Origin of the sequence: Demequina soli, from assembly GCF_000971195.1 — a bacterium.
In the GTDB taxonomy this organism is placed as follows: Bacteria; Actinomycetota; Actinomycetes; order Actinomycetales; family Demequinaceae; genus Demequina; species Demequina soli.
This window is the reverse complement of record NZ_BBLZ01000008.1, coordinates 37,747-55,658: the sequence shown is the minus strand read 5'-3', so window position 1 is coordinate 55,658 and position 17,912 is coordinate 37,747. Positions and strand designations below refer to the sequence as shown.

Sequence of the window (17,912 nt, the reverse complement as noted above, 5' to 3'; positions counted from 1 at the left end):
GGTTCTGCACCTCGCGGCGCCCACGTCGGGGTTTGCCGCGCGACCTGCATCGCGGGAGCGCTCCCAGGCGCACGGCCGTGTGGAGAGGGGTAACAGCACCCGACGCCTAGGTGAGGTGTCGCGCGAGGAAGCGCGCCGCATCGTCCCCCGCGAAGGAGGGGACGCCGGTGTGGCCGCCCAGGTTGGCCTGGAGCGTCTTCTCGGTGGAGCCGAGCGCGTCGAAGAGGTCGAGGGCCTGCTGGCGGTCGTTGCCCTCGTCGTCCCACTGGAGGAGCACGTGCGCCGGGACGGTGACCGTGCGCGCCTCCTCGAGGATGGCGGCAGGCACCCAGCTGCCGGCGAACAGGCTCGCGGCGACGATGCGCGGGTCGGTGGCCGCGAGCCGCACGCCCAGCGACACGATGCCGCCGGAGACGGCGACGGGACCGCCGATCCCGGGCAGCTCGAGCAGCGCGTCGACGAGCGCGCGCCACTCGGCGGCCGCCTGGTCGACCAGGGGCAGGATGAGCCGGTCGACCACGTCCTCGGTGGGGCGTTCGCCCGCGAGGACGGCGGCGCGCAGCTCGGCCCGGGCCTCGTCGAGCGCGACGATGCGCGCGCGTGCGCCCGTGCCGGGCAGCTCGAGCGTGACGCTCGCGAAGCCCTGGGCCGCCGCCGCGCGGGCGCGGGCCTCGAGCCGGGGGCGCATGCGGCCGATGTCGCCGGGGTGGCCCAGCAGGATCAGCGGCGTGGGGGAATCGGCGAGCGCGGGCGTCCAGAGGATGCCGGGGGCGTCGCCGAGGGTGAGGTCGCGCTCGATCAGGGTGTCGAGCCGCGTCTCGGGGGAGAGGTCCATGGGGGTGCCTTTCGGGAGTGCTGCGGTGGGGCGCTCCCGGGCGACCTATCGCCCGGCCGTGATCCCGGAGGGGAGCACCCTGGTCGTTGCGTTCACGGGTACCACCTCCTCTGTCGACTGCACGGCTCGGACCAGGGTAGCAACCGGGACGTCCGGGCCGTGTTCGCGATCCGCGAGAACCCTCCACAGGCGGCTCGCGCGCTCCGGCGGTCGGCGTATGGTGGGGGTGACGTCGGACCGCGGTAGCCCCGGGCTCCAAATCCAGCCGCTTCGAGCGGCCTTCGCGCCGACTGGCGCTCCCGGTCCGGCGTCGCCTCTCGCCTCGTGTCGCTCGTCTCGTGTCGCAGGTCAGACGTGGACGCGCAGCAGGTGCGTCTCGACCGCGACCACCACGGGCCCGGCCTCCCAGTCCGCCACGTGCGCGACCAGCACGCCCCCCGCGGGTAGGTAGGGGTTCGAGCGCGGCAGCGCGCCGCGCGTGTAGGGCCGCACGGCGGCCCTCAGCATCTCGACGATGGTCGGCAGCGTGGGGCGGTGCACGCAGACCACGCGCGGGGACCGGCGCGCGAACAGCTCGGCGAAGGTCTTGGCGGTGCGCAGCGGCCGCTCGGCGTGGCTGGGCTCCGTCAGGCTCTCGTGGCCGCGCGCGGTCACCCCGATCGCCTGCGCGTACGGCGTCACGGTGTCCATGCAGCGCTTGGCGGGCGAGCTCTCGACCTTGGTGATGCCGAACGCCGCGATGAGCGGCACGAGCTCCTTGGCGCGCGCGACGCCGCCCGCGCTCAACGGGCGGCGCTCGTCGGCGAGCCTCCACGCCTTGCGGCGCTTCGCGCGCGCGTGCCGCACGAGCATGAACGGCCGGGTCTCGAGCCGGTCCGCGACCCACGCGTCGACGAGCGCGTCCAGCGGGCGCAGGTCGTCGGGGAACGTGATCATCTTGTGGGCGTCCTCGATCGTCAGCCAGCGCAGCCGGTCGATCTCGTTCTTCGACGCGCTCTTGAACGCGGGGCGGCCCCGCACGGCAGGCGCCGTGTGCGGCATCACCTGCGCCGCCCAGTACTTCACGACCTTCTGCTTCTCCCCGATGGGGTAGCGGATGGTCGGCAGCGGCTGCCCGAGGACCACCTGCTTGCCGGTCTCCTCGGCCACCTCGCGCACCGCGCACTCCGCCAGCGACTCGCCCGGGTCGAGCTTGCCCTTGGGCCACGACCAGTCGTTGTACCGGGGACGATGCACGGCCAGCACCTGCAGCTCGTCGTCGCGGACACGCCACACGAGGGCGCCCGCGGCCACGACGGTGCCCTCCGGATGGTGGCTCACTGGCCCTTGGCCCTCCGCTTCGGCTGCCGGCGGATGTAGGTCTCCTGGAGGTCCTTGAGGCGGTTGCCCTCGCCGTCGGTGACCGCGTGCGCCCACGTGCCGTCCTCGTGCAGCTCCCAGCCCGCCACGCGCTCGCTCATCGCCATGTCGATGTTCTCGACGAGGGTCGCGGCCTGCGACTCGTCCGTGACCGTGATGAGCGCCTCGATGCGGCGGTCCAGGTTGCGGTGCATGAGGTCCGCCGACCCGATGTACACCTCGGGGGTGCCGTCGTTCGCGAACGCGTAGATGCGCGAGTGCTCGAGGAAGCGGCCCAGGATCGACCGCACCCGGATGTGCTCGGAGAAGCCCGGCACGCCCGGCCGCAGCGCGCAGATGCCGCGCACGTTGACGTCGATCCGCACGCCCGCGTTGGACGCGCGGTAGAGGGCGTCGATGGTCTTCTCGTCGACGATCGAGTTGACCTTGATCTTGACCCACGCGTCCTTGCCCGCGGCGGCGTTGCGCGCCTCGCTGTCGATGCGCTCGATGAGCCCGTTGCGCACGCCCACCGGCGCCACGAGCAGGCGGCGGAACTTCGACTTGGGCGCGTAGCCTGACAGCTGGTTGAACAGCTTGGTGAGGTCCGCGCCCACGTCGGGGCTCTTGGTGAGCAGGCCGTAGTCCTCGTACAGGCGCGCCGTCTTCGGGTGGTAGTTGCCGGTGCCGATGTGGCTGTAGCGCTGCAGCCCGTCGTCCTCCTGGCGCACCACGAGCGAGAGCTTGCAGTGCGTCTTGAGGCCCACGAGGCCGTACACGACGTGCACGCCCGCCTGCTCGAGCTTGCGGGCCCACGAGATGTTGCGCTTCTCGTCGAAGCGCGCCTTGATCTCGACGAGCGCGAGGACCTGCTTGCCCGCGTGCGCGGCCTCGATGAGGGCGTCGACGATGGGCGAGTCGCCCGAGGTGCGGTAGAGCGTCTGCTTGATCGCGAGCACCTTGGGGTCCGCGGCGGCCTGCGCGAGGAACGCCTGGACCGAGGTGGAGAACGAGTCGTAGGGGTGGTGCAGCAGCACGTCGCCGCGCGAGATGGCCTCGAACATGTTCTGCTCGTCGGCCGTCTCGACCGGCGCGAGCTTGTGGTGCGTGGTGGGGCGGAACGGCGCGAACTGGATCGCGGGCCGGTCGAGGTCCGCGATCACGTTGAGGCCCGTGAGGTCCAGCGGCGCGGGCAGGTGGAACACGTCGTTGTCCGTGATGCCCAGCTCGCGCACGAGCAGCTCGCGGATCTTGGGCGGCAGGTCGTCGGCGACCTCGAGGCGCACGGCGGGGCCGAAGCGGCGGCGCAGCAGCTCCTTCTCCATCGCCTTGAGGAGGTTCTCCGCATCGTCCTCCTCGACCTCCACGTCCTCGTTGCGCGTGACGCGGAACGTGTAGTGGTCCACCACGGTCATGCCGGGGAAGAGGTAGTCGAGGTGGGCGCCGATCACGTCCTCGAGCGGCACGAAGCTGCGCGGCTCGTCGGAGAGGGACGATGCGTCGGTCACCTGGCCGACGTGGCCGGCGGCGTCGACGGAGAGGAAGCGCGGCAGCGTCTCCGGCACCTTGACGCGCGCGAAGTAGTCCTTGCCGGTGTCGGGGTCGCGGATCTCGACGGCGAGGTTGAGCGACAGGCCCGAGATGTATGGGAACGGGTGCGCGGGGTCGACCGCGAGCGGCGTGAGGACCGGGAAGATGTCCGAGCGGAACAGCTTGCGCAGCCGCTCCTGCTCCCCGGACTCGAGGTCGTCGTAGCGGACCAGCTGGATGCCCTCGAGCGCGAGCGCGGGGCGCACCTGCTCCTCGAACGTCTCCGCGTGCCGGTCCATGAGCTCGTGGGCGCGCTCGATGATCGCCTCGATCTGGCGGGTCGCGCTCATGCCCGTCGCGGACGGCACCGCGAAGCCGGCCGCGATGCGGCGCTTGAGGCCGGCGACGCGGACCATGAAGAACTCGTCGAGGTTCGACGCGAAGATCGCGAGGAAGCGGGCGCGCTCGAGCAGCGGCGTCTGGGGGTCCTCGGCCATCTCGAGCACGCGCTCGTTGAACGCGAGCCACGACAGCTCGCGGTCGAGGTAGCGGTCCTCGGGCAGCGGGGACGGCGCCTCCTCCTCGTCGAACTCGACGGTGGGGACGGGGTACGTCTCCTCCGAGTCGGGGACGGACGGCGCGGCTGAGGAGTCGTCGAGGTCGAGGCTGTCGGGCATGGGGCCATGCTTCCACGCCCGTCCGACGCCCGCCACCCCCCGTGGGCCCAGGGCCCTTGCGTGTTTCACTTGTTTCAGGCATCGTTGAAAACATGCCGATGACGGACGCGCAGCACGCGTACGTGGACAGGGTCGCGACCTTCTTCACGATGTTCGGCTCGGCGCGCGCCTGGGCGGAGATCCTCGGCTGGCTCATGATCTGCGAGCCCGCCGAGCGCACGCAGGCCGAGATCGCCGAGGACCTCGGCCTGAGCGCCGGCACCGTCTCGACGCAGCTGCGCGCGCACGTGCAGCTCGGCATGGTCGAGCAGGTGCGGGTGCGCGGCGACCGCACGCAGCGGTACCGGCTGCGGCCGGGCGCGTGGTTCGCCGTGATGTCGTCCGAGCTCGAGCGCATCCGCGCCCTCGGCGACCTCGCGCGCGCCGGCGACGGGGTGCTGCCCCGCGACCGCCCCGAGCGCGTCACCGAGCTGGGCGACCTCGCCGACTTCTTCGCGCGGGAGTGGCCCCCGCTCCTCGAGCGCATGACGGCAGAACGTGAGAAGGGAACACCATGACCATCAGCCCCGCCATCGAGACCGTCGGCCTCACCAAGCACTTCGGCGACGTCGCCGCGGTCCAGGACGTCTCCCTCACCATCGAGCGCGGCGAGATCTTCGGCTTCCTGGGCCCCAACGGCGCCGGCAAGTCGACCACGATCCGCTGCCTGCTCGACCTCATCCGGCCCACGGCCGGCGAGTGCCGCATCGCGGGCCTCGACTCGCGCCGCGACGCCGTCGAGATCCGCCGCCACCTGGGCTTCCTGCCCGCCGACCTCGCGCTCTACCCGAGCCTCACCGGCCGCGAGACGCTCGAGTTCCTCGCGAACCTGCGCGGCGGCGTCGACTGGGCGTGGGTCGACACGCTCGCGCGCCGCTTCGACGCGGACCTCGGCCGCAAGGTCGGCGAGCTGTCCTCCGGCAACCGCCAGAAGGTGGGCCTCATCCAGGCGTTCATGAACCGTCCCGAGGTGGTGATCCTCGACGAGCCGATCACGGGCCTCGACCCGCTCGTGCAGCTCGAGTTCCACTCCCTCATGCGCGAGCACGTCGCCGAGGGCCACACGGTGTTCCTCTCCAGCCACACGCTGTCCGAGGTCGAGCGCGTCGCCGACCGCGTGGGCTTCATCCGCCGCGGCCACCTCATCGCCGTCGAGCGCATGGACGAGCTCAAGGACAAGGCCCTGCGCCGCGTCACCCTCGAGTTCGCCTCCCCGGTCCCCGCCGCCGCGTTCGAGGGAGTCGAGGGCGTCCACACCGTCAGCGCCGAGGGCGACACCATCACCGCGCAGTACGAGGGGTCCATGGCGCCGCTGCTCAAGGTCGCGACCGCGCACGACGTCCTGTCGCTGTCCTCCGCGAGCGTGGATCTCGACGAGATCTTCCTCGAGTTCTACCGCGACGAGGTGAGCGACGCCGAGGCGGGCGACGCGCCCGACCCGGCCCGCGCATCGTCCCCCGCGAAGGCGCGATGATGCTCCAGACCCTCTACCTCAAGTCGCTGCGCGACCGGTGGCTGGGCGCGCTCATCGGCGTCTCGTCCCTGTGGCTGGTCGCCGTGTTCGGCATGTGGGCGTACTCGGGCATCGGCGACGCGGCGACGTTCTTCGACCAGATGCCGGCCTTCTACACGGACCTCGTCGGGATCAGCGGCGACGCCGGCACCACGGGGCTCATGCTCAGCATGATGTTCAACTTCGTCGGGCCGTTCGTGGTCGCCGGCATCGCGATCTCGATCGGCGCCGCCGCGCTCGCGGGCGAGGAGGCGGACGGCACGATGAACGTGCTCACCACCGCGCCGCGCTCGCGCACGCGGCTGCTCGCCTCGAAGGGTCTCGCGGGGCTCACCATCGCGATCGCGGTCAACCTGCTCGCGTGGGCCGGCTACGCGCTGTCGATCGTCGCGTTCGGCGAGTCGACGGCGAGCGTGAACATCGGTGCCGCGACGATGCACGTCACCGCGGTGGCCCTCGTCTACGGCGCGGTCGCGTTCGCGCTCGGCGCCGCGACCGGCAGCCAGCGGGTCGCGTCGGGCGCCGCGACCGGCTTCCTGGTCGTCTCGTTCTTCGGGGCCGGCCTGCTGCCGCTCATCTCCGGGTGGGAGGACTGGGCCAAGATCTTCCCCTGGTACTACATCAAGGGCGCGGCGCCGCTCGCGAACGGCACCGACTGGACGCAGGTGGGGGTGCTGCTCGCGATCGCGGCCGCGCTCGTGCTGGTCGGCTGGGCGGCGTACGTGCGGCGCGACCTGGTCTCCGGGGAGGCGTCCATCCCGCTGATCGCGCGGCTCCAGGAGGACGAGCGGCTCGCCCGCGTGCTCGACCTCCTGCGCGGCACCTCGAGCACGCGCGGGATCATCGGCAAGGCGCTCAGCGAGAGCCGCGCGATCCTCACGATCGCGGGCGGCGGCATCCTCGCGATGCTCGTGGTGATGGGGCCGCTGTTCAACGCGGTGTCCGACTTCGTGGGCCAGTTCGCGAGCTCGTTCCCCGACAAGGTGATGGCGATGGTCGGCTTCGCCGACTACTCGCGGCCCGAGGGCTGGTACCACGGCGAGATGCTGTCGATCACGGTCCCGATCGCGGTCGCCGTCGCGGCGATCTCCGCGGGCGGCGCGCTTGCGGGCGAGGAGCGGCGCCGCACCATCGCGGTGCTGCTGGGCTCGCCCCTGTCGCGCGCGGCCGTGGCCTGGCGGCGGGCCGCCGCGACCATGACCGTCGCGCTCGTGGTCGCGATCGCGGTGGTCGCCGGGATCTCGCTGGGCAACTGGATCGGCGCGCTCGGCATGTCGTACGCCCACATCGCGGCCACCGGCGTCCTCGTGTGGGGGCTCGGCGCGGTGCTCGGCGCGGCCGCCTTCCTGGGAGGCGCCGCGACCGGCCGGCCGCGGGTCGCCGTCGGGCTGGGCACGGGGGTCGCGGTGATCGGCTGGGCCCTCACGGCCTTCGCGGCGGTGAACCATGCGCTCGTGCCCCTCGCGCACCTGTCGCCCTTCTACTACTACACGTGGGAGTTCCCCCTGGACAACGGCCTGTACTGGTACCAGCCCGTGGTGCTGTTCGGGGCGGCGGCCGTGATGTGCGCGGCGGGTGTCGCGGCCTACGTGAGGCGCGACCTCCGCGATTCCCAATGACAGATGTGACGGGTGGGACGGGCAGGCCCGTCGCCCCGTCACGCCTGTCGTCGGGAGTCGCCGAGCTCGAGGGTGTAGTACCGCGAGTGCGGGTCGAGCGTGTAGGGCCCGAACGGGCCGCACTCGATGAAGCCCGCCCGCTCGTAGAGACGATGCGCGGCGGCGAAGTAGCCCTCGGTGCCCGTCTCGAGGCTGACGTGCACGTGTCCGCGCTCGCGGGCGACCTCGACGAGGGCCGCGAGCACGGCCGCCGCGACGCCCAGGCCCCGATGCGCGGCCGCCGTGCGCATCGACTTGATCTCCGCGGGGCCGTCGCCGGGCTCCGTCAGGGCCCCGACGCCCATGAGCGCGCCGTCGTCGGTGCGCGCCGCGAGGAAGGTCACGTGCGGCGCGCGCAGGCGCTCGACATCGAGCGCGTGGACCGACTCGGCGGGCGAGGTGGCGTGCATGTCGGCCAGGTGCTCGGTCAGCAGGGCGACGATGTCGGGGGCGGCGGGATCGGTCACGGAGATGCGCACCCACGCATCGTCCCACCTGTCACATCTGTCATTGGCAATCGCCCGAGGTTGATAGTGTTTCCTCGGGTGGAGAATAGACGACGACGTCCCTCGGAAGGGTGGCCCTCATGAAGGCGATGATCCTCAAGGAGTTCCGCGAGCTGCGCCGCGACCGACGCACGATGGCGATGTTGATCCTCCTGCCCATCGTGCTGCTCACGATCTTCGGCTACGCCGCCAACTTCACGGTCGACTCGATCCCCACGCGCGTGATCGGCCCCGACGCGGAGCAGGTGGCGGCCCACGCGCCCGCGCTGTTCGACATCGGCCAGGTCTCGCCCGACGCCACCACCGAGGACGCGATGACCTGGATGCGGGACAACGACACCGAGGTGGTGATCGACACCACCACGCAGCCGCCCACCGCGTACGTCGACGGCGCGAGCCTGTTCACGGCGCAGGCCGCAGACGCCGCGCTCGGTCGCCTGGGTGACCAGGTCCGGATCGAGATCCTCTACAACCCCGACCTCGACACGTCGTGGGTGATGGTGCCCGCGCTGATCGGCCTCATCCTCACGTTCATCGGCACCATCATCACGTCGATCGGGCTCGTCAAGGAGCGCCAGAGCGGCACCCTCGAGCAGCTCGCGGTGATGCCGCTCAGGCCGGCCGACGTCATCATCGGCAAGATCGCGCCCTATTTCATCCTCGCGGCGTTCGACATGCTCGTGGTGACCCTGCTGGGCGTGTGGATCTTCGGTGTGCCGTTCAACGGCAGCCCGTGGCTGTTCGCGCTCGGGGCGGGGATCTTCCTCTTCGTGGTGCTCGGCCTCGGCGTGCTCATCTCGACCGCGTCGCAGACCCAGGCGCAGGCGATCCAGCTCGCGATCATGCTGCTGCTTCCCCAGATCCTGCTGTCGGGCTTCATCTTCCCGCTGTCGGCGATGCCCGCCGCGATCGCCGCGATCGGGCGCTGCCTGCCGCTGACGTACTTCGTGCAGCTCGCGCAGGGCATCTTCCTGCGCGGCGCCGGGCTCGACGCGCTGTGGGTGCCGTTCGTGGTGCTCGCGGGCATGGCGCTGCTGGTCTTCACCGCCGCGGTGCTGCGCTTCCGCCGCGACCTCGCGCCGAGCGCACACCGTCGCGCGGCCGGCCGGAAGGCGGAGGCGACGCGATGACCGCGTGGGGCGCGACCGGCGTCACGGTCGAGCGGAGCGGGCGCGCCGCGCTCGCGGGCGTCTCGATCACGGTCGACCCGGGCGAGATCGTCGCGGTCGTCGGCGGCGACGGCGCGGGCAAGACCACGCTGCTGCGCACCCTCGCCGGGGCGATCGCGCCGACCGCCGGCGAGGTCACCGCGCCCGCCCTCGCGCGCATCGGCTTCATGCCCACCGCGGCGGGGGTGTGGCGCGACCTCTCGGTCGACGAGAACATCGCCTTCGTCGCCGCCGCCCACGGCATCGCCGGCACGGCCCTCGCGGAGCGGCGGGCGGCCCTGCTCACGGGCGCGGGCCTCGAGCAGGCCGCGTCGCGCCTGGCACGCGACCTGTCCGGCGGCATGCGCCAGAAGCTCGCGTTCTCCCTCGCGATGCTGCACCGGCCCGAGCTGCTCATCCTCGACGAGCCGTCCACCGGCGTCGACCCCGTCAGCCGCGTCGACCTGTGGCGCATGGTCTCCCTCGCCGCGTCGCAGGGCGCGGCCGTGGTGATGGCCACCACCTACCTCGACGAGGCCGAGCGCGCGCACCGCGTGGTGGTCCTCGACGCGGGCGAGATCCTGCTCGAGGGCACCCCCGCGGAGGTCCTCGCCGGGGTGCCGGGGCACGTGGTGGCGGACGATGCGCCGGGCGACCCCGCGCGCACGTGGCGCCGGGGCCGGGGGTACCGGGTGTGGTCGCCCGAGGATCCGCCGGCGGGGCACCCGCGCGCCGCGGACATCGAGGACGCCGTGGTCGCCGCGGCCATCGCGAAGGGGGCCTGACATGGCCGAGCCGCTCATCCGGGCCGCGTCCGTCACCCGCCGCTTCGGCAGCTTCACGGCGGTCGACGGCGTCTCGCTCACGGTCGAGTCGGGGGAGATCGTCGGCCTGCTCGGCGCCAACGGCGCGGGCAAGACCACGCTCATCCGCATGATCCTGGGCCTGCTCGCGCCGTCCGAGGGCGACCTCGCGCTGTTCGGCGGCGAGCCGTCGCGCGAGAGCCGTGCCCGGCTCGGCTACGTGCCGCAGGGCCTGGGGCTGTGGGACGACCTCACGGTCGCCGAGAACCTCGCGTTCGTCGACGAGGCGTTCGGGTCGCGGGTCACCGAGGTGCCCGAGGCGCTGCGCGGCTCGCGCGACAGCCTGGTCGGCGGCATCGGGCTCGGCCGTCAGCGCCAGCTCGCGTTCGTCGCGGCCTTCGGCCACGCGCCCGAGCTGCTGGTCCTCGACGAGCCGACCTCCGGGGTCGACCCGCTGTCGCGCGCCCGCCTGTGGGACACCATCCACGACAGCGCGGACGCGGGCGTCGGCGTGCTCGTCACCACCCACTACATGCAGGAGGCGGAGCAGTGCGACCGCCTCGTGCTGATGTCCCAGGGCGTCGCGGTCGCGGAGGGGCAGCTCGCGGACATCGTCGGCGGCACCACCGCGCTCGCGGTGCGCACCGGGCGCTGGCAGGACGCGTTCGCGGCGCTCGACGCCGCGGGCGTGCTCGTCATGCTCGCGGGCACCCACGTCCGCGCGGTCGACGCCGACGAGGCCCGGGTGCGCGCGGCGCTCGGGGGCCTCGAGGCCGATCTCGAGGCCGTGCCGGCGACGCTCGAGGAGGCGATGGTCGCGCGCGAGCGCGCCTCCGCGTAGCCCGGAGCGTCGCCCACGGCGGCCCGTGCGCGGGTGCCTAGGGTGGGGCGCATGACTTCCTCCCGGACGCGCGGCGCGGACCTCGCGCTCGCCTTGTGGCCCGCCGCGGTGCTCATCGCGCTCGGCGTCGCGGGCTTCGTCGGGCTGCTCGACTGGGTGACGGAGAACGAGGACCTCTCGCGCCTCGACCAGCCCCTCCTCGAGCTGCTCGCGGGCCATCGCACCGACACGCTCACGGCCGTGATGACCGGCGTCTCGACGCTCTTCGGGCCGGTCGTGCTGCCCATCGTGGTGGCGGTGATCGCGGGCGTGTGGTGGCTGGTGACGCGCCACTGGTGGCATCCGCTGCTCATCGCCGGGGCGATGGCGCTGTCGACCGGGCTCACGGTGATCCTCAAGGCGACCGTGGGCCGCGACCGGCCGGCCGACCTCTACATGGCGGTGCCCGGCGGCGAGACCTCCGGCTCGTTCCCGTCGGGCCACACGATCGGCGCGGCCACGCTCGTGCTGGTGGTCGGCTACCTGCTGTGGCACTCGGACCCCGAGTCGTCGTGGAAGCTCGCCGCGTGGGTGGCGGCCTCCGTCGTGATCGTCGGCGCGGTCGGCGCGAGCCGCCTGTACCTGGGCTACCACTTCCTCACCGACGTGCTCGCGGGCGCGTGCGTGGCGCTCGCGGTGCTCGGCGTCGTGGTCGGCCTCGAGCGCTGGCACGACCTGTGGCTCGAGCGGCGCGACCCGCCCGCGCGCCCCGAGGCGCCGGGAGGCGCGGACGCCGCCGACCTCGCGTGGGCGCGCGCGCAGGCGGACGATGCGGCCGCCGACCCGGGCCCCGACGCGGGCGACGCGGAGGGGCCGTAGGGGCCCGAAGACGAAGGTGCCCCGGGAGGTCGGCTGCGCTGGGGGGCACCGCGGCCGCCCCTCCCGGGGACGTCTTCGGCGATGTCGCGACGGTCCGAGACCGTCCTCACGCCGGTGTTCAGTGTAGAGCCCCTGGGGGTACCGGGCCAAGCAGATCGGGGCGGTTTTTCGGCGTGTCTGCGACTTTTCGCTGAATTGGGAGCGACGCCTTCATTTACTGGCATGACAGTGATCGGGAGCGGTCCCGGGCGGTGGCCCCGCGGTCGGGCCCGGTGGCCCGCCCGCCCGGCGCGGACGGGGGCGCCCGCGCGGACCCGGGTGACGCATCGTCCCCCGGCGGCGCCGCGGCGTCTCACCGCTCGGACGGCCGTGGCGGCCGCTTGGCGCCGCCACACGGGGACGCAGGAATCTTGCGCGTCTCACGATGTGGACCATGGGTCGTCCGTAACGATTCGGTCACGCCACACGGGAGGCGAAGCCGCAAATGTTGCAGGGCTGTAAATAAACGCCGATCCGCGGCGTCGGGGCGCATCGCGGGTGGTAGGAATTCGTGCCAAGGCGGGGGTGACAGCCCTCGCTTCGTACCCAAGGAGGGAACACCTATGCGGAACCCGTCCCACCCGCGTCGCGCGGGTCTTGCGGTCGGCATCGCGGTCTCGGCTCTCACGCTGGCCGCCTGCTCGGGCGGCTCGTCGAGCGACGACTCGAGCGCCGGAGCCGGCGACGGCGCCACGGGCGGCGGCGCGTCGCTCGTCATCGGCACCACCGACAAGATCACGACGATCGACCCGGCCGGCTCGTACGACAACGGCTCGTTCGCGGTGATGAACCAGGTCTACCCGTTCCTGCTCAACACCCCGCTGGGCAGCCCCGACGTCGAGCCCGACATCGCGGAGACCGCGGAGTTCACCGCGCCGACCGAGTACACCGTCACCCTCAAGGCGGGCCTCAAGTTCGCCAACGGCCACGACCTCACCTCGTCGGACGTCAAGTTCTCCTTCGACCGCATGCTCGCGATCTTCGAGTCGGGCGCGGACGACGGCAACGGCCCCGGCTCGCTGCTGTACAACCTCGACAGCGTGGACGCCCCCGACGCCACGACGGTGGTCTTCCACCTCAAGTCGGAGAACGACCAGGTATTCCCGCAGATCCTGTCCTCGCCCGCCGGCCCGATCGTCGACGAGGAGGTCTTCGCGGCCGACGCGCTGACCCCGGACGCCGACATCGTCGCGGGCAACGCGTTCGCCGGTCCGTACGTCATCTCCGGCTACGACCAGAACAACCTCGTCAGCTACGACCCGAACCCGGAGTACCAGGGCATCCTGGGCGCGCCGAAGAACGACCACGTCGACGTGAAGTACTACGCCGAGGAGTCGAACCTCAAGCTCGACGTCCAGCAGGGCAACATCGACGTCGCGTTCCGCTCGCTGTCCGCCACGGACATCGCGGACCTTCGCACGGACGACAACGTCCAGGTCGTCGACGGCCCCGGCGGCGAGATCCGCTACATCGTCTTCAACTTCGACACGATGCCGTTCGGCGCCACCACGGCCGATGCGGACGCCTCCAAGGCGCTCGCCGTGCGTCAGGCGATGGCCGACGTGATCGACCGCCAGGAGATCTCGGACCAGGTCTACAAGGGCACCTACACGCCGCTGTTCTCCTACGTCCCGGACGGCCTCACCGGCGCGACCCAGTCGCTCAAGGACATGTACGGCGACGGCGCGGGCGGCCCCGACGTCGACAAGGCGAAGGCGACCCTCGAGGCTGCCGGCGTCGCGACCCCGCTCGCGATCGACCTGCAGTACAACACGGACCACTACGGCAACGGCTCGTCCGACGAGTACGCGCTCGTCAAGGACCAGCTCGAGGCGAGCGGCCTGTTCACGGTCAACCTGCAGTCGACCGAGTACGTCCAGTACTCGAAGGACCGCACCTCGGACGTCTACCCGATGTACCAGCTCGGCTGGTTCCCGGACTACTCGGACGCGGACAACTACCTCACGCCGTTCTTCCTCACGGAGAACTTCCTGGGCAACCACTACTCCAACCAGGACGTGAACGACATGATCCTCGAGCAGGCGACGACCGTCGACCCCGACGCCCGCACCGCCCTGATCGAGAAGATCCAGGACACCGTCGCCGGTGACCTCTCGACCCTGCCGCTGCTGCAGGGTGCGCAGGTCGCGGTCACCGGCAAGGACGTCTCGGGTGCCGCGGACACCCTCGACGCCTCGTTCAAGTTCCGTTACGGCGCCCTCTCGAAGGGCTGATGACGGCGGACGCGGGGGGCCGGTGACGGCCCCCCGCGTTCTCGTCCCCGCTGCACCAACGGCCGCCCGCGGCCAGTCAGGACCCAGCATGACCACCACGTCGGAAGCCCCGACCGCCCAGGCCGCCGCACCGCAGCCCAAGGCGAAGAAGTCCGGGGGCTCCCTCGGGCGCTACATCGCGGTGCGCGCGCTGCTCATCATCCCCACCGTGTTCATCCTCGTGACCGCGGTGTTCCTGCTGATGCGCTCCACCGGAGACCCGATCACCGCCGCCCAGGGCGGCCGCCTCCCCGCGGACCAGCTGGCCGAGCGCATCCACGCCGCCGGCTACGACCGCCCCCTGCTCGTCCAGTACCTCGAGTACCTGGGCAACATCCTTCACGGCGACTTCGGCACCACGCTGTCGGACCACCGCCCCATCACCGAGGTCGTCACCACCTTCGGCGCCGCGACCCTCGAGCTGTCCGCGTACGCGCTCATCATCGCGTTCGCCGTGGGCATCCCGCTCGGCCGCATCGCGGCCTTCCGGCGCGACCGCGGGGCCGACGCCGGGCTGCGCATCTTCGCGATCCTCGCCTACGCGACCCCCGTCTTCTTCGCGGGCCTCATGCTCAAGCTCGTGTTCTCCGTGTGGCTCGACGTGCTGCCCGTCAACGGCCGCGCCTCGACGCGCGCCGAGCTCCAGCTCGCGCGCGTCGACAACCCCACCGGGATCTACCTCATCGACGCCTTCAAGACCGGCGACCCCGCCGTCATCGGCGACGTGCTCCAGCACGCGATCCTCCCGGCGCTCGCGCTCGGCCTGCTCACCGCCGGCGTGTTCCTGCGCGTGGTGCGCACCAACGTCATCTCGACGTTCGGCGCGGGCTACGTCGACGCGGCCCGCTCGCGCGGCGTCCCGGAGCGGCGGCTGCTGCGCAAGCACGCGTACCGCCCGGCGCTCATCCCCATCATCACGGTCGTCGGCCTCCAGATCGCGCTGCTCCTATCCGGCGCGGTCCTCACGGAGACCACGTTCGAGTGGAAGGGCCTGGGCTTCCAGCTCGGCCAGTACCTCCAGGCGCGCGACTTCGTGGCCGTCCAGGGCATCGTCGCGCTCCTCGCGGTCGTGGTCGCCCTCACCAACTTCATCGTCGACATCATCGCGGCGCTCATCGACCCGAGGGTGAGGTACTGACATGCCCTCCACCGCATCGTCCCCCCGCGCCTCCCGCTGGGCGCGCCTGCCGATCGTCTCCCAGCTGCGCCAGAGCATCGGCCTCCAGCGCGGCATGCTCGTCGCGGGCCTGGTGCTCACCGTGATCTTCCTGGTCACCGCGCTGCTCGCGCCGGTCCTCGCGCCGTACGGCTACGCGGAGCTGCGCGACGAGAACGGCCTGTTCGGCGCCACCCAGGCGCCGTCGTCCGCGCACCTGCTCGGCACCACGCAGGGCGGCTACGACGTGCTGTCGCGCCTCATCTGGGGCTCGCGCACCGCGCTGCTCGTCATCCTCGTGGCGGTCGCCGCGTCGATCGTCGTGGGCGTCGCGCTCGGCCTCATCGCGGGCTACTTCGGCGGCTGGCTCGACCGCGTGCTCGTGGTGATCGCCGACGCGATCTACGCGTTCCCGTCCCTGCTGCTCGCGATCGTGCTCGCCATCGCGATCAACCACGGCCAGTCGGGCATGTGGCCCGGCATCCTCGCCGCGGCGCTGTCGATCACGGTCATCTACATCCCGCAGTACCTGCGCGTCACGCGCGCCGAGGTGGTGCGGATCAAGTCGGAGGCGTTCGTCGAGTCGGCGCGGGTGATCGGCGCCGGACACGTCCGCATCATGACGCGTCACGTGCTCCGCAACTCGCTGCGCACGCTGCCGCTCATCCTCACGCTCAACGCCTCCGAGGCCATCCTCACGCTCGCGGGCCTGGGCTTCCTCGGCTTCGGCATCGAGCCGTCCGCGGCCGCCGAGTGGGGCTACGACCTCAACAAGGCCGTCGGCGACGTCACCTCCGGTATCTGGTGGACCGCGCTGTTCCCGGGCCTCGCGATCGTGCTCGTCGTGCTGGGCCTCACCCTCGTGGGCGAGTCCCTCAACGACCTGTCCGACCCGCGCCTGCGCCGCCGTGCCGCGGGCGCCGAGCCGGTCGAGGACCTGCTCGCCCCCGCATCGACCACCCAGGAGGCCTCCGCATGAGCGACCTCGTCGAGATCACCGACCTCTCGGTCACCTTCGCCACCGACGCCGGCCCCGTCCGCGCCGTCGACGGCGTCTCGCTCGCCGTCAAGCCCGGCGAGGTGCTCGCCGTGGTGGGCGAGTCGGGCTCGGGCAAGACCGTCACCGCCAAGTCGATCCTCGGGCTCCTGCCCGAGACGGCCTCGATCCGCGGCGCCGTGGTCCTGCGTGGCCGCGACGGCGGCGAGACGGACATCGCGACCGTGTCCGCCAAGGGGCTGCGCCGGGCGCGAGGCCGCGACGCCGCCATGGTGTTCCAGGAGCCGTCCACCGCGCTCAACCCGGTCTACCCCGTGGGCTGGCAGATCGCGGAGGGCCTGCTCGCGCACGGCCGCATGACCAAGGCCGAGGCGCGCGCCAAGGTCCTCGACGTCATGCGGCGCGTGGGCATCCCCGACCCCGAGACGCGCATCGACCACTACCCGCACCAGTTCTCGGGCGGGCAGAAGCAGCGCATCGTCATCGCGCAGGCGCTTGTCCTCGACCCCGGCGTGATCGTCGCGGACGAGCCCACCACCGCGCTCGACGTCACCGTGCAGGCCGAGATCCTCGACCTGCTGCGTCGCTGCCGCGACGAGTTCGGCGCCGCGATCGTCCTCATCACCCACAACATGGGCGTGGTGGCGGACCTCGCGGACCGCGTCGCGGTCATGTACCAGGGCAAGCTCGTCGAGGAGGCGCCGGTGCGCGAGCTCTTCGAGTCGCCGCGCGAGCCGTACACGCAGCAGCTGCTCGCGGCCGTGCCGCGCATCGGCGAGGGCCTCGCCCGCGCCGCCGAGCGTGCCGCCCGTCGTCCCGAGGGGTGGGAGAGCGAGGCGCCGGTCGTCTCCGCGGAGGGGCTGCGCATCGTCTACCCGGGCCGCTTCCGCCAGCCCGACTTCGTCGCGGTCGACGGCGTCTCGTTCGACATCCGACCCGGGGAGGTCCTGGGCCTCGTGGGCGAGTCGGGCTCCGGCAAGACCACGATCGGACGCGCGATGGCGGGCCTGACCAAGGTGTCGGGCGGATCCTTCCGCGTGCTCGGCGTCGAGATGAACGGCGCGAAGGAGCGGGACATCCGCCCCATCCGCCACCGCATCGGCTTCGTGTTCCAGGACCCGGCGACCAGCTTCAACCCGCTGCTCACCATCGCGCAGTGCGTGGCCGAGCCGCTCGTGGTCCACGGCCGCGCGGAGTCCGCCGCCGACGCGCGCGCCCGCGTCGACGAGCTGCTCGAGGCGGTCCAGCTGCCGGCCTCCTACGGCGACCGGTACCCGCACGAGCTCTCCGGCGGCCAGCGCCAGCGCGCCTCGCTCGCGCGTGCGCTCGCGCTCGACCCGGAGCTGCTCATCGCCGACGAGCCGACCTCCGCCCTCGACGTCTCGGTCCAGGCGCGCGTGCTCGACCTGTTCGACGAGCTCCACCGCGAGCTCGGCTTCGCGGCCCTGTTCATCAGCCACGACCTCGCGGTGGTGGACATGCTCGCGGACCGCATCGCGGTGCTGCACCGCGGCCGCATGGTCGAGGAGGGCACGGGCGCCGAGGTGCTCGGCGCGCCGTCCGACCCCTACACGCAGCGCCTGCTGGCGTCCCTTCCCGTGCCGGATCCAGTGCTGCAGGCGCAGCGCCGGGCCGAGTGGGAGGGCCTGGGCGCCTGATCGCCGGTGGAGGGGCGGGGGACGATGCGCGCGCATCGTCCCC

At 72.2% G+C, this 17,912-nt stretch carries 15 protein-coding genes; 11 read left to right on the top strand and 4 right to left on the bottom strand.

All coding sequences use genetic code 11. The features are described from left to right. Window positions 1-106: 106 nt before the first annotated feature. From AOM04_RS12885 to AOM04_RS12875, 3 genes are all read right to left on the bottom strand, one after another. Window positions 107-835 (bottom strand): dienelactone hydrolase family protein, encoded by a 729-nt coding sequence (locus AOM04_RS12885; RefSeq protein WP_062465200.1) that lies wholly within the window; start codon window positions 833-835, stop codon window positions 107-109. Window positions 836-1,183: 348 nt separating this feature from the next. Further along, window positions 1,184-2,155: an NUDIX hydrolase gene (locus AOM04_RS12880; RefSeq protein WP_062465199.1), complete on the bottom strand. Its 972-nt coding sequence runs from the start codon at window positions 2,153-2,155 to the stop codon at window positions 1,184-1,186. Next, window positions 2,152-4,380, bottom strand: coding sequence for an RNA degradosome polyphosphate kinase (locus AOM04_RS12875; RefSeq protein WP_062465198.1), 2,229 nt, complete (start codon window positions 4,378-4,380; stop codon window positions 2,152-2,154). Before AOM04_RS12875 ends, AOM04_RS12880 begins: the two co-directional genes overlap by 4 nt. Window positions 4,381-4,472: 92 nt before the next feature. Here AOM04_RS12875 and AOM04_RS12870 point away from each other — a divergent pair, with 92 nt between their 5' ends. The 3 genes from AOM04_RS12870 to AOM04_RS12860 are packed head-to-tail and all read left to right on the top strand — an operon-like array spanning window position 4,473 to window position 7,551. Further along, a complete protein-coding gene (locus AOM04_RS12870) occupies window positions 4,473-4,937 on the top strand; it encodes a GbsR/MarR family transcriptional regulator (protein WP_062465197.1) in 465 nt (154 codons plus the stop codon). Beyond that, window positions 4,934-5,893 (top strand): ABC transporter ATP-binding protein, encoded by a 960-nt coding sequence (locus AOM04_RS12865; RefSeq protein ID WP_062465196.1) that lies wholly within the window; start codon window positions 4,934-4,936, stop codon window positions 5,891-5,893. The genes AOM04_RS12870 and AOM04_RS12865 overlap by 4 nt, the downstream gene beginning before the upstream one ends. Further along, window positions 5,890-7,551, top strand: coding sequence for a DUF2705 family protein (locus AOM04_RS12860; RefSeq protein WP_082104655.1), 1,662 nt, complete (start codon window positions 5,890-5,892; stop codon window positions 7,549-7,551). Before AOM04_RS12865 ends, AOM04_RS12860 begins: the two co-directional genes overlap by 4 nt. A 38-nt stretch (window positions 7,552-7,589) precedes the next feature. Here AOM04_RS12860 and AOM04_RS12855 read toward each other — a convergent pair whose 3' ends face one another. Continuing rightward, on the bottom strand, window positions 7,590-8,069 hold the full coding sequence (locus tag AOM04_RS12855; RefSeq protein WP_062465194.1) for a GNAT family N-acetyltransferase: 480 nt from the start codon (window positions 8,067-8,069) through the stop codon (window positions 7,590-7,592). A gap of 107 nt (window positions 8,070-8,176) precedes the next feature. Here AOM04_RS12855 and AOM04_RS12850 point away from each other — a divergent pair, with 107 nt between their 5' ends. From AOM04_RS12850 to AOM04_RS12815, 8 genes are all read left to right on the top strand, one after another. After that, window positions 8,177-9,226 (top strand): ABC transporter permease, encoded by a 1,050-nt coding sequence (locus AOM04_RS12850; RefSeq protein WP_062465193.1) that lies wholly within the window; start codon window positions 8,177-8,179, stop codon window positions 9,224-9,226. Beyond that, window positions 9,223-10,029 carry an ABC transporter ATP-binding protein gene (locus AOM04_RS12845; protein WP_062465192.1) on the top strand — a complete coding sequence of 269 codons (807 nt, stop codon included), beginning with the start codon at window positions 9,223-9,225 and terminating at the stop codon, window positions 10,027-10,029. Before AOM04_RS12850 ends, AOM04_RS12845 begins: the two co-directional genes overlap by 4 nt. A 1-nt stretch (window position 10,030) precedes the next feature. After that, a complete protein-coding gene (locus tag AOM04_RS12840) occupies window positions 10,031-10,888 on the top strand; it encodes an ABC transporter ATP-binding protein (protein ID WP_062465191.1) in 858 nt (285 codons plus the stop codon). A gap of 51 nt (window positions 10,889-10,939) precedes the next feature. Continuing rightward, complete coding sequence (locus AOM04_RS12835; RefSeq protein WP_062465190.1) at window positions 10,940-11,746, top strand: phosphatase PAP2 family protein; 807 nt, start codon at window positions 10,940-10,942, stop codon at window positions 11,744-11,746. Between the two features lie 602 nt (window positions 11,747-12,348). Further along, window positions 12,349-14,019, top strand: coding sequence for an ABC transporter substrate-binding protein (locus AOM04_RS12830; RefSeq protein WP_062465189.1), 1,671 nt, complete (start codon window positions 12,349-12,351; stop codon window positions 14,017-14,019). A gap of 88 nt (window positions 14,020-14,107) precedes the next feature. Beyond that, window positions 14,108-15,196, top strand: a complete 1,089-nt coding sequence (locus AOM04_RS12825; protein ID WP_062465188.1) for an ABC transporter permease — start codon at window positions 14,108-14,110, stop codon at window positions 15,194-15,196. 1 nt (window position 15,197) lies between these two features. After that, on the top strand, window positions 15,198-16,193 hold the full coding sequence (locus tag AOM04_RS12820) for an ABC transporter permease (RefSeq protein WP_062465187.1): 996 nt from the start codon (window positions 15,198-15,200) through the stop codon (window positions 16,191-16,193). Then, window positions 16,190-17,869, top strand: a complete 1,680-nt coding sequence (locus AOM04_RS12815; RefSeq protein ID WP_062465186.1) for a dipeptide ABC transporter ATP-binding protein — start codon at window positions 16,190-16,192, stop codon at window positions 17,867-17,869. Before AOM04_RS12820 ends, AOM04_RS12815 begins: the two co-directional genes overlap by 4 nt. Window positions 17,870-17,912: the final 43 nt, after the last annotated feature.